Here is a 12,239-nt window from a genome sequence, read left to right on the forward strand (position 1 = left end):
GCCTTCACTGGCACCATGCATTATTGTGCATGTATGAAAAATAGAGCCGCGCAGAAATCATGTCAAGCACTATATTGCATGAATCTGGGTTAACCCCGGACGTGAGCCTGCATCATGATTCCGATGCGGGGGCTGCCAATGGTGCCGGGAAGAACCCCTTCCTGGTCGCCCTGGGCGAGCGCGTGCGTGAGCTGCGCGCCTGCCGCGGCCTGACCCGCAAGGCCACCGCGCAAGCGGCCGGCGTTTCCGAGCGGCACCTGGCCAACCTGGAATACGGCAGCGGCAACGCTTCCATCCTGGTGCTGCAGCACGTCGCAGATGCCTTGCAGTGCTCGCTGGCCGGGCTGCTGGGCGACGTCACCACGTCGTCGCCTGAATGGATCCTGTTGCGCGAACTGCTGGAGCACCGCGACGAAGCCACGCTGCGGCGCGTGCGCATCGCCGTGGGCGAAATGCTTGGCACGGGTGGCGAGAATGCGGGCCAGGCCGCGCGCAGCCCGCGCGTGGCGCTGATCGGGCTGCGCGGCGCCGGCAAGACCACGCTGGGCGGGATGCTGGCGGAGGACCTGGACTTTCCCTTTGTCGAGCTGAGCCGCGAGATCGAGAAGTTTGCCGGCTGCAGCATCTCGGAGATCCAGGGTCTGTACGGCATGAACGCCTACCGCCGCTATGAGCGGCGCGCGCTGGAAGAGGCCATCCAGATCTATCCCGAAGCCGTGATCGCCACCCCCGGCGGCCTGGTCTCGGATCCGGCCACCTTCAACCTGCTGCTGGCGCATTGCACCACCGTATGGCTGCAGGCAGAGCCCGAAGACCATATGGAGCGGGTGCGCGCGCAGGGCGACTTCCGTCCGATGGCGGCCAGCAAGGAGGCCATGGAGGACCTGCGCCATATCCTGGCCGGCCGCGCGGCCTTCTATTCCAAGGCGGAGTTCTCGCTGGACACCAGCGCGCAGCCGCTGGAGCCCACATTTGTCGCGCTGACCGAACTGGTGCGCCAGGCCTTGCGCATGCCCTTGTGACGGCTGGGGCGCAATAGGCGGGCATTGGGGGCAGCGGCCGGCACTCCTTGCGTAATCTGCACAATAATGCTTGCATGAAATCTGATTGATGAACTATAGTTCGTCTCACAAGATTCCTGTTCATGCACAATAGTGCAGTTTCGCAGAGGAGACACCGCCGTGACCACCGCCCCCCGCGTCGACTACCAGACCGCCCCCGCCCAATACAAGCACCTGAAGCTGACGTTCGACGGCCCCGTCGCCACGCTGGCGGTGGATATCGACGAGAACGCCGGCCTGCGTCCCGGCTACAAGCTCAAGCTCAACAGCTACGATCTCGGCGTCGACATCGAACTGAACGACGCGCTCAACCGTGTCCGCTTCGAGCACCCGGAAGTGCGCACCGTGGTCGTTACCAGCGACAAGGACAAGGTGTTCTGCTCCGGCGCCAATATCTTCATGCTGGGTGTCAGCAGCCATGCGTGGAAGGTCAACTTCTGCAAGTTCACCAACGAGACCCGCAACGGCATCGAGGACTCCTCGGCGCACAGCGGCCTGAAGTTCCTGGCCGCGGTCAACGGCGCCTGCGCCGGCGGCGGCTATGAGCTGGCGCTGGCCTGCGACGAGATCCTGCTGGTGGACGACCGCTCGTCGGCCGTCAGCCTCCCGGAAGTGCCGCTGCTGGGCGTGCTGCCCGGCACCGGCGGCCTGACCCGCGTGACCGACAAGCGCCATGTGCGCCATGACCTGGCCGATATCTTCTGCACCACCACCGAAGGCGTGCGCGGCCAGCGTGCCAAGGACTGGCGCCTGGTCGACGATATCGCCAAGCCCGCCGTGTTCGCGCAGAGGGTCCAGGAACGCGCGCTGGCGCTGGCCGCGCAGAGCGACCGCCCGGCCGACGGCAAGGGCGTGGCGCTGGCCCCGATCGAGCGCACCATCGAAGCCGATGCGCTGCGTTACACCCATGTGACGGTCGAGATCGACCGTGCCGGGCGCACCGCCACCTTCACGGTGAAGGCGCCCACCGGCGCGCAGCCGCAGGGCATCGACGAGATCGTTGAAGCCGGCGCCGCCTGGTACCCGCTGCAACTGGCGCGCGAACTGGAAGACGCGATCCTGTCGATGCGCACCAATGAACTGGACATCGGCACCTGGCTGATCAAGACCAGCGGCGATGCCGCCGCGGTGCTGGCCACCGACGCCACGCTGCTGGCGCACAAGGAGCACTGGCTGGTGCGCGAGACCATCGGCCTGCTGCGCCGTACGCTGAGCCGCCTGGATGTGTCGTCGCGCAGCCTGTTCGCGCTGATCGAGCCGGAGTCTTGCTTTGCCGGCACCTTCCTGGAACTGGCCCTGGCCTGCGACCGCAGCTACCACCTGGCGCTGCCGGACGACGAGGCGCGCGCGCCGAAGATCACCGTGGCGGAAGTCAACTTCGGCCTGTACCCGATGGTCACCGGCCAGAGCCGCCTGGGCCGTCGCTTCTACGACGAGCAGCCCGCGCTGGACGCCGTGCGCGCCAGGGCCGGCCAGCCGCTCGATGCCGATGCCGCCCATGCGCTGGGCCTGGTCACCGCCAACCCCGACGACATCGACTGGACCGACGAAGTCCGCATCGCGCTGGAAGAGCGCGTGGCGATGTCGCCCGATGCCCTCACCGGCATGGAAGCCAACCTGCGCTTCAACGGCCAGGAAAACATGTTCACCCGCATCTTCGGCCGGCTGACCGCGTGGCAGAACTGGATCTTCCAGCGCCCCAACGCAGTAGGCGACAAGGGTGCGCTGAAGGTCTACGGCAAGGGCGACAAGGCCGCCTTCGACTGGAACCGCGTCTGATCCAGACTTACACGACAACCGAATCGTCCCCCTGAAGGAGACCACCATGTCCGGCATCAACTACGGCGACAAGATCCCCAACAACGTCAACCTGAGCGAAGACCGCACCCTGCAGCGCGCGCTCGAGCAGTGGCAGCCCAACTACCTGAGCTGGTGGAATGACATGGGCCCGGAAGGCTCGCACCAGCATGACATCTACCTGCGCACCGCCATCAGCGTCGATCCGCAGGGTTGGGCCCACTTCGGCCACGTCAAGATGCCGGACTACCGCTGGGGCATCTTCCTGAACCCGGCCGAGGCCAACCGCAAGATCCATTTCGGCGACCACAAGGGCGAGGATGCCTGGCAGGACGTGCCCGGCGAATACCGCGCCAACCTGCGCCGCATCATCGTGACGCAAGGCGACACCGAGCCGGCGTCGGTCGAGCAGCAGCGCCACCTGGGCCTGACTGCGCCCAGCATGTACGACCTGCGCAACCTGTTCCAGGTGAACGTGGAAGAGGGCCGCCACCTGTGGGCCATGGTCTACCTGCTGCACAAGTACTTCGGCCGCGACGGCCGCGAAGAGGGCGAGGCCTTGCTGGAGCGCCGCAGCGGCCAGCAGGACAACCCGCGCATCCTGCAGGCGTTCAACGAGCAGACGCCTGACTGGCTGTCGTTCTTCATGTTCACCTACTTCACCGACCGCGACGGCAAGTTCCAGCTGTGCGCGCTGGCCGAGTCCGCCTTCGACCCGCTGGCACGCACCACCAAGTTCATGCTGACCGAGGAAGCACACCACATGTTCGTGGGCGAGTCCGGCGTGTCGCGCGTGATCCAGCGCACCTGCCAGGTGATGAACGAGCTGAAGACCGATGACCCGGCGAAGCTGCGCGCCGCTGGCGTGATCGACCTGCCGACCCTGCAGCGCTACCTGAACTTCCACTACAGCGTCACCATCGACCTGTTCGGCGCCGATGAGTCCAGCAATGCCGCGACCTTCTACAGCACCGGCCTGAAGGGCCGCTACGAAGAGGGCAAGCGTATGGACGACCATATCCTGAAGGGCCAGACCTACCGCATCCTGCAGGCGCAGAACGGCCAGCTGACCGAGAAGGAAGTGCCGATGCTCAACGCGCTCAATGAAGTGCTGCGCGACGACTACATCAAGGACAGCATGGCCGGCATCGAGCGCTGGAACAAGGTCATCGACAAGGCCGGGATCCCGTTCCGCCTGAAGGTGCCGCACAAGGCCTTCCACCGCAATATCGGCGCGCTGGCCGGCGTCAGGGTAGCGCCGGACGGCCGCGTGATCTCCGACGCCGAATGGCGCGACTTCCGCGACCAGTGGCTGCCCACCGAAGGCGACCGCGCCTTTGTCGCCAGCCTGATGGGCCGCGTGGTCGAGCCGGGCAAGTTCGCCAACTGGATCGCGCCGCCGGTGATGGGCATCAACCGTCAGCCGGTGGATTTCGAATACGTGCGCTTCAACTAAGCCACGGCACTGTCAACCGCTCCCTGTTTGCTCCCCTCTCCCGCGTGCGGGAGAGGGGCCGGGGGAGAGGGCAGGCGCCACGACAAAGCGCCGCCGCATCAACGACCCTCACCCCGAGCACCCCTCATCCTGTGGAGACCGCCATGGACATGGCAGAAATTCAAGTCATCAAGCAGCACCTGATCGATCCCGAGATCTGCATCCGCTGCAACACCTGCGAAGCGACCTGCCCGGTGGGCGCGATCACGCATGACTCGCGCAACTATGTGGTCGATGCCGACAAGTGCAACCTGTGCATGGCCTGCATTTCGCCGTGCCCGACCGGCTCGATCGACAACTGGCGCGCCATGCCGCGGCTGCGTGCCTATAGCATCGAAGAGCAGCTGGGCTGGGATACGCTGCCGGAAGAACTGTCGCCGGAGCAACTGGCCGACCTGGCACCCGACGCCGACGTGCAGACCGCAGCGCCCGAAGCCGTCACGGCATCGCCGCTGGCCGGCACCGGCGAGGAAGTGTTCAACAGCGCCGGCTACGGCGCCACCGTGCCGCCCTGGTCCGCCGCGCACGCATACACCAACCTGTATGGCGCGAAATCCGCGCAGAAGACCATCACCGCCACCGTTACCGGCAACGTGCGCGTGACTGAAGTCGGCCGCGAGTATGACACCCACCATATCGTGCTGGATTTTGGCTCGACGTCGTTCCCGGTGCTGGAAGGCCAGTCCATCGGCATCGTCCCGCCGGGCACCGACGCCAGCGGCCGCCCGCACCATGCGCGCCAGTATTCGATTGCCAGCCCGCGCAACGGCGAGCGGCCCGGCTACAACAACCTGTCGCTGACCATCAAGCGCGTGCTGCAGGATCACGACGGCAATCCGGTGCGCGGCGTGGCCTCGAACTATATGTGCGACCTGCAGGTGGGCGACAAGGTGGAAGTGATCGGCCCGTTCGGCGCCAGCTTCCTGATGCCGAACCACCCGCGCTCCAACATCGTGATGATCTGCACCGGCACCGGCAGTGCACCGATGCGCGCCATGACCGAATGGCGGCGGCGTTTGCGCAAGGCCGGCAAGTTCGACGGCGGCAAGCTGATGCTGTTCTTCGGCGCGCGCACGCGCGAAGAGCTGCCTTACTTCGGCCCACTGCAGAACCTGCCCAGGGATTTCATCGACATCAACCTGGCCTTCTCGCGCACCCCGGGGCAGCCCAGGCGCTATGTGCAGGACCTGATGCGCGAGCGTGCGGCGGATCTGGCCGCGCTGCTGGCTTCACCGGATACCTGCTTCTACGTGTGCGGGCTCAAGAGCATGGAGGAGGGCGTGGTGCTGGCCTTGCGCGACGTGGCGCAGCAGGCTGGGCTGAACTGGGAGTCGTTGGCGGAGGGGATGAAGCGCGACGGGCGGCTGCATCTGGAAACTTACTAACACAGGAGGCTCAAGCGTGCGTGAAGCGCTTGCGCAGCGCACGCTTCGCATCCACCAGCGCTCCATCCGCCACCTCAACCACCCCATGCAGGTAGGCCTCGCTCGCCTCCAGCAACGCCCCGTAGACCGCACTGCACATCCCCCGCGCCGTGCGCCCCGGCCAGTCCGCCGGCAGCAGCACCTCGGGCAGGTTCGGGTCGCGCAGCAGCACGCGCCGGTACTCATGCACCAGCAGCGTCCGGACAAAGAAGGCATCCGCCGGCGCCAGCTGCGCCGCTTCTTCCGCGACCGGTGAAAAGCGCCGCAGCAATGCCTGCCAGGCGTCGGCCACGTCGCCCAGCTTGAAGGTCTGATGCATCAGCGCCTGCAGCGGCCGCAGCGAAAATGCCTCGAGGCTGCTGGCCTCCATTACCGCCACATACTCCTGCGCTCGTGCCGCCTGGATGATCTCGCGCAGCGAGGCCAGGTCGGCGTTGGGATGCGCCATCACCCCGGGCGCGATCGCGCCGAACCCTTCCCACAGCAATTCCCGCTTCAGCCGCTGCCGGACGGTGGCGCGTACGTCACCGCGCACCAGCACCAGCGTCCAGCGCCCGTCCCATTCGGGCGCATCGCCCGCATAGATGCGCTTGCCCGCGTGCAGCACGCGTTGCAGGCCGGCTTCAGACAGCCCGTAGTAGCTGCGCCGCCCGATGCGCGTGGCGGCCAGCCAGTCGTCGGCGGTGAGGCGGAAGGTGGCGGTGCGCACCAGCCGGTCATTGATGCCGAACGGCGCCGCCAGGCGGATCAGGCTGCCCAGCCAGACCGCCTGGGGTCGCGGCGCGACCACGTCGCCGAACAGCGTCACCAGCATCGAGTTGGCGCCCAGCTTGAGCCCGCGTGCCAGCCGGGTCACGCGGGGGGAAACCGGATCGGGGTCGGGCGTCGCCATCGGCGAGTCTCCAGAAGTGATACACAAACGTCGATTGCTTGAATCAAATTGTATCACTACCATCCATTTCAACTTACGAGATTGACGCAGATCAAGACGTCGATCACGGGCAAAACAGGTGGAGCAAACGATGTACGCACAGCTGGTGGAGACGGGAGCGACGAGGCTCCGCGCAATGGAAGAGATGGACCCGCAGGAGCGTGAGTTCCAGGCCCGCGTGGACGCCGGCATCAAGATCGAAGCCAAGGACTGGATGCCCGAGGCGTATCGCAAGACCCTTGTCCGCCAGATATCGCAGCACGCCCATTCCGAGATCGTGGGCCAGTTGCCCGAAGGCAACTGGGTTACCCGCGCCCCCACGCTGGAGCGCAAGGCCGTGCTGCTGGCCAAGATCCAGGACGAGGCCGGCCATGGCCTGTACCTCTACAGCGCGGCGGAAACGCTGGGCGTGTCGCGCGACCAGATGCTGGGCGAGCTGCACAGCGGCAAGGCCAAGTATTCCAGCATCTTCAACTACCCCACGCTGAGCTGGGCCGATATCGGCATGATCGGCTGGCTGGTGGACGGCTCGGCCATCATCAACCAGGTGCCGCTGTGCCGCTGCTCCTTCGGCCCCTATGCCCGAGCCATGGTGCGCGTATGCAAGGAAGAGTCCTTCCACCAGCGCCAGGGCTACGACATCCTGCTGTCGCTGTGCAACGGCACGCCCGGGCAGAAGCAGATGGCGCAGGACGCGCTGAACCGCTGGTGGTGGCCCGCGCTGATGATGTTCGGCCCGTCCGACGGCGATTCGCCCAACAGCGCGCAGTCCATGCAGTGGCGCATCAAGCTGTTCTCCAACGACGAACTGCGCCAGAAGATGGTCGACCAGACCGTGCCGCAGGCCGAGTACCTGGGCCTGACCATTCCCGATCCCGACCTGAAGTGGAACGAGGAACGCGGCCACTATGACTTCGGCGAGATCGACTGGTCCGAGTTCTACAACGTCATCCAGGGCAACGGCCCGTGCAACCGCGACCGACTGCGCACCCGCGTCAAGGCCTGGGACGACGGCGCATGGTTCCGCGACGCACTGGTGGCACACGCCGACAAGCAGGCGCAGCAAGCCGCCGCCTGACTCCGCGGCGCACGGCGCCGCTACCCATCGAACCCGCATCACACAGGAGGTTGCCATGAAAGAGTGGCCGCTTTGGGAGATCTTTATCCGCAGCCAGCACGGCCTGGCCCACAAGCACGTGGGCAGCCTGCACGCGCCCGACGGCGAAATGGCGATCAACAATGCCCGCGACGTCTACACGCGCCGCAATGAGGGCGTCAGCGTCTGGGTGGTCAAGGCCGCCGACGTGGTCGCCAGCAGCCCCGGCGACAAGGGCCCGCTGTTCGAGCCCGCCAACAGCAAGGTCTACCGCCATCCGACGTTCTTCCCGATGCCGGAAGCCGTCAAGCACATCTGACACGGCCTTCATCATGGACAACCACAAGCTCGAATACCTGCTGCGCCTGGGCGACACCACGCTGGTGCTCGGCCAGCGCCTGTCTGAATGGTGCGGCCGCGGCCCGGCGCTGGAAGAGGACATTGCGCTGACCAACGTCGCGCTCGACCTGGTCGGCCAGACCCGGCTGTGGCTGGGCTATGCCGCCGAGGTGGAGGGCGCTGGGCAAAACGCGGACCAGCTCGCCTACCTGCGCGACGCGCACCAGTTCCGCAACCTGCTGCTGGTGGAGCAGCCCAACGGCAGCTATGCCGACACGCTGGCGCGCCAGTTCCTGTTCGACACCTGGCACTACTTCGTGCTGGAGGGACTGCAGCGCTCCACCGACGCGCGCATCGCGGAAATCGCCGCCAAGTCGCTCAAGGAAGCGACCTATCACGTGCGCCGCAGCGCTGACCTGGTGGTGCGCCTGGGCGACGGCAGCGAAGAGAGCCACCGGCGCATGCAGGACGCCTTCGACGACCTGTGGATGTTCACCGGCGAGCTGTTCGAGGCCGACGCGGCCGAGGCCGCGCTGGTGCGCGACGGCGTGATTCCCGATCCGGCAATGCTGGCCGAGCCCTGGCAGCGCCACGTTGGCGAGGTGCTGGAAGAGGCCACGCTGCGCATGCCCGCCGGCCAGTGGGCGCAGAGCGGCGGCCGCCACGGCCGTCATACCGAACACCTCGGCTACCTGCTGGCCGAGATGCAGTTCCTGCAGCGCGCCTATCCCGGCGCGCAGTGGTGATCCCCATGAACGCGCAAGCACTGGCACGCCCCGCCGTCGAACAGGTCTGGAGCTGGCTCGATACGGTGCCCGATCCGGAGATCCCGGTGATTTCCGTGGTGGACCTTGGGATCGTGCGCGAGGTGGCGTGGGTGGACGATGCCTGCGTCGTCACCATTACGCCGACTTACTCCGGCTGCCCGGCGATGACCGTGATCCGCGAAGGCATCGAAAGCGCGCTCGCCGCGCAGGGCGTGGATGCCGTGCGCGTGGAAACCCGGCTCGCGCCGGCCTGGACCACCGACTGGATGACCCCGCGCGGCAAGGCCAGCCTGGCTGGCTACGGCATCGCGCCACCGGCGCAGCGGGTGATCGACATCAGCGGCATCAGCCGCAGGGCGGCCCCGGCGCTGGTGGTGGCCTGCCCGCATTGCGGCTCGCGCCAGACACGGCTGGTCAGCCAGTTCGGCTCGACCGCTTGCAAGGCCCTGTACCGCTGCGGCGACTGCAAGGAACCGTTCGATTACTTCAAGGCGCACTGAGCCGGACCGAGGTAGTGAGATGAGCAAATTCCATGAACTGACGGTGGCCTCGGTCACCCGCGAAACCCGCGACGCCGTGGCCGTGACCTTTGCCGTACCCGATGAGCTGGCGGATACCTACCGCTACGTGCAGGGCCAGCACCTGACGCTGCGCGCCGGCATCGACGGCGAGGACGTGCGCCGCTCGTACTCGATCTGCGCGGCGGTGCAGGACGAACAGCTGCGCGTCGCGATCAAGCGCGTCGACGGCGGCCTGTTCTCCAACTGGGCCAACGAACAGCTGCAGCCCGGCATGAAGCTGGAAGTGATGCCGCCGTCCGGCCACTTCCACGTGCCGCTGTCCGAATCCAACACAAAGCACTACGTGGCATTCGCCGCCGGCAGCGGCATCACGCCGATGCTGTCGATCATCAAGACTACCTTGCAGGCCGAGCCGGAAAGCCGCTTCACGCTGTTCTACGGCAACCGCGCCTCATCGTCCGTGCTGTTCAAGGAAGAGCTGGAAGACCTGAAGGACACCTACCTGCAGCGCTTCAACCTGGTGTTCGTGCTCAGCCGCGAGCAGTTGGATATCGACCTGTTCAACGGCCGTATCGACGGCGAAAAGGTCAATGCCTTGCTCAAGCACTGGGTCAAACCACAGGACATCGACGTCGCCTTTATCTGCGGCCCGCATTCGATGATGGAAGAGGTGTCGCAGGCCCTGCTCGCCAACGGCGTCGACAAGGCCCGCATCAAGCGCGAGCTGTTCGCCACCAGCATCCCGTCGGCACGTCCGCCCGCGCATGCGCACAAGCAGGTGGGCCAGCAGCAGTGCGAGGTCACGGTGATCCAGGACGGACGCACGCGTTCCTTCACCCTGGAGAAAAACAAGGAAACCGTGCTGGATGCCGCGCTGGCGCAAGGCATCGAGCTTCCGTACTCGTGCAAGGGCGGGGTCTGTTCGACCTGCCGCTGCAAGCGCATTGAAGGCGAAGTCGACATGGACGTCAACTTTGCACTGGAAGACTATGAAGTCGCGCGCGGCTTCATCCTGAGCTGCCAGAGCTACGCCGTCAGCGACAAGCTGGTGATCGATTTCGATCAGGAAACCTGAGGCGTTTCCTGCAGCCATCCCTACAAACTCAGAAACAGTATCGCCCCCGGAGCAAGCCGTGTCCCATCCGTTTTTCGAGCGCCACCAGGCGCTGCTGGAACAAGCCACCCAAGCCATCGCCGAACGCGGCTACTGGAGCCCGTTCACCGAAATGCCGAGCCCGAAGGCCTACGGCGAAACAGCCAACGCCGACGGCAAGGCCGCCTTCGAGGCCCGCCTGAACCAGCCGTTCGCGCTGTCGCAGCCGGGCACCGTCGGCCAGGCCGGCAAGGAAGTCTCGCCCTACGGCCCGGAGCTGGGCATCAGCTATCCGAAGCCCGACCTCGACCAGCTCTTTGCCGGCGTGGCCGAAGGCATGCCCGCGTGGCGCAAGGCCGGGCCGCAAGCCTGGGTCGGCGTCTCGCTGGAAATCCTGCAGCGCCTGAACCGCCGCAGCTTCGAGATTGCCTACGCGGTCATGCACACCACCGGCCAGGCCTTCATGATGGCCTTCCAGGCCGGCGGCCCGCACGCGCAGGACCGCGGGCTGGAGGCCGTGGCCTACGCCTGGGACGAGATGCACCGCATCCCTAAGCAGGCCATCTGGGAGAAGCCGCAGGGCAAGAACGAGCCGCTGCGCATGGAAAAGCGCTACACCGTGGTGCCGCGCGGCGTGGGCCTGGTGATCGGCTGCTGCACCTTCCCGACCTGGAACGGCTATCCGGGCCTGTTTGCCAACCTGGCGACCGGCAATGCGGTGGTGGTCAAGCCGCACCCGGGCGCGATCCTGCCGCTGGCGATCACCGTCGAGGTGGCGCGCGAGGTGCTGCAGGAAGCCGGCTTCGATCCGAATCTGGTCACGCTGGTGGCCAACGACCCGACCGAGCGCATGGCGTCGAAGCTGGCGCTGCGCCCGGAAGTGCGCCTGATCGACTTTACCGGCAGCACGGCCAACGGCGACTGGCTGGAGCGCAACGCGCACCAGGCGCAGGTCTACACCGAGAAGGCCGGCGTCAACCAGATCGTGATCGACGCGACCAGCGACTTCAAGGGCATGGTGCGCAATATCGCGTTCTCGCTGGCGCTGTACTCCGGCCAGATGTGCACGGCGCCGCAGAACATCTACGTGCCGAAGGACGGTATCGATACGCCGGAAGGGCGCGTCAGCTTCGACCAGGTCGCCACGGCCATCGGCGAAGCGGTCGGCAAGCTGACCGGCGATGCGACCAAGGCGGTGGAGCTGCTGGGCGCGATCCAGAACGACGGTGTGGTGGAACGTATCGAATCGTCGCGCGCGCTCGGCGAGATCGTCGCCGACAGCCGCGTGCTGGAACACCCTGAGTTCCCCGGCGCGCGCATCCGCACGCCGCTGGTGCTGAAGGTGGATGCCAGCGACGAGGGCAAGATCATGCAGGAGCTGTTCGGCCCGATCTCGTTCATCGTTGCCACCGACAGCACCGCGCACAGCATCGCGCTGGCGCACCGCGGCGCGAAGGAACACGGGGCGTTGACGTTGTCTGCCTATACGACGGATGCAGGCGTGACCCAAGCCATCCGCGATGCCGCCGAAGACGCCGGCGTGGCCCTGTCGCTGAACCTGACCGGCGGCGTGTTCGTCAACCAGTCGGCGGCGTTCAGCGACTTCCATGCCACCGGTGCCAACCCGGCGGCCAATGCGTCGCTGTCGGATTCCGCCTTCGTCGCCAACCGTTTCCGCGTCGTCCAGAGCCGTTCGCATATCTGACCCAGGGGTT

11 protein-coding genes are annotated in these 12,239 nt (G+C 66.3%); 10 read left to right on the forward strand and 1 reads right to left on the reverse strand.

All coding sequences use genetic code 11. From position 1 onward, the window contains the following. Positions 1–59 precede the first annotated feature (59 nt). The 4 genes from DN412_RS14000 (at position 60) to boxA (ending at position 5,738) form a co-directional block, all read left to right on the forward strand. On the forward strand, positions 60–1,022 hold the full coding sequence (locus DN412_RS14000; protein WP_115212189.1) for a helix-turn-helix transcriptional regulator: 963 nt from the start codon (positions 60–62) through the stop codon (positions 1,020–1,022). Between the two features lie 159 nt (positions 1,023–1,181). Beyond that, entirely contained in the window at positions 1,182–2,840 is a 1,659-nt protein-coding gene (gene boxC / locus DN412_RS14005) for a 2,3-epoxybenzoyl-CoA dihydrolase (RefSeq protein WP_115212190.1), read from the forward strand. 46 nt (positions 2,841–2,886) lie between these two features. Continuing rightward, entirely contained in the window at positions 2,887–4,314 is a 1,428-nt protein-coding gene (boxB, locus tag DN412_RS14010) for a benzoyl-CoA 2,3-epoxidase subunit BoxB (RefSeq protein WP_115212191.1), read from the forward strand. Positions 4,315–4,457: 143 nt separating this feature from the next. Next, the gene (gene boxA / locus DN412_RS14015; protein ID WP_115212192.1) at positions 4,458–5,738 is read left to right on the forward strand and encodes a benzoyl-CoA 2,3-epoxidase subunit BoxA; all 1,281 of its coding nucleotides are present in this window, start codon (positions 4,458–4,460) and stop codon (positions 5,736–5,738) included. Between the two features lie 10 nt (positions 5,739–5,748). Here boxA and paaX read toward each other — a convergent pair whose 3' ends face one another. Next, a complete protein-coding gene (paaX, locus tag DN412_RS14020) occupies positions 5,749–6,669 on the reverse strand; it encodes a phenylacetic acid degradation operon negative regulatory protein PaaX (RefSeq protein ID WP_115212193.1) in 921 nt (306 codons plus the stop codon). 130 nt (positions 6,670–6,799) lie between these two features. On the opposite strand from paaX, the gene paaA reads away from it, so the two are divergent. From paaA to paaN, 6 genes are read left to right on the forward strand one after another with little or no spacing between them, the layout of a single operon-like run. Then, complete coding sequence (gene paaA / locus DN412_RS14025; protein ID WP_115212194.1) at positions 6,800–7,786, forward strand: 1,2-phenylacetyl-CoA epoxidase subunit PaaA; 987 nt, start codon at positions 6,800–6,802, stop codon at positions 7,784–7,786. Between the two features lie 55 nt (positions 7,787–7,841). After that, the gene (paaB, locus tag DN412_RS14030) at positions 7,842–8,123 is read left to right on the forward strand and encodes a 1,2-phenylacetyl-CoA epoxidase subunit PaaB (RefSeq protein WP_078200774.1); all 282 of its coding nucleotides are present in this window, start codon (positions 7,842–7,844) and stop codon (positions 8,121–8,123) included. Between the two features lie 13 nt (positions 8,124–8,136). Next, positions 8,137–8,889, forward strand: coding sequence for a 1,2-phenylacetyl-CoA epoxidase subunit PaaC (paaC, locus tag DN412_RS14035; RefSeq protein ID WP_115212195.1), 753 nt, complete (start codon positions 8,137–8,139; stop codon positions 8,887–8,889). A 5-nt stretch (positions 8,890–8,894) separates the two neighbouring features. Continuing rightward, positions 8,895–9,410 carry a 1,2-phenylacetyl-CoA epoxidase subunit PaaD gene (gene paaD, locus DN412_RS14040; RefSeq protein WP_115212196.1) on the forward strand — a complete coding sequence of 172 codons (516 nt, stop codon included), beginning with the start codon at positions 8,895–8,897 and terminating at the stop codon, positions 9,408–9,410. A gap of 19 nt (positions 9,411–9,429) precedes the next feature. Next, on the forward strand, positions 9,430–10,506 hold the full coding sequence (gene paaE / locus DN412_RS14045) for a 1,2-phenylacetyl-CoA epoxidase subunit PaaE (RefSeq protein WP_115212197.1): 1,077 nt from the start codon (positions 9,430–9,432) through the stop codon (positions 10,504–10,506). 58 nt (positions 10,507–10,564) lie between these two features. After that, the gene (gene paaN, locus DN412_RS14050; RefSeq protein WP_115212198.1) at positions 10,565–12,229 is read left to right on the forward strand and encodes a phenylacetic acid degradation protein PaaN; all 1,665 of its coding nucleotides are present in this window, start codon (positions 10,565–10,567) and stop codon (positions 12,227–12,229) included. Positions 12,230–12,239: the final 10 nt, after the last annotated feature.

The sequence above is a fragment of the Cupriavidus lacunae genome, assembly GCF_003353055.1.
Classification (GTDB): domain Bacteria; phylum Pseudomonadota; class Gammaproteobacteria; order Burkholderiales; family Burkholderiaceae; genus Cupriavidus; species Cupriavidus lacunae.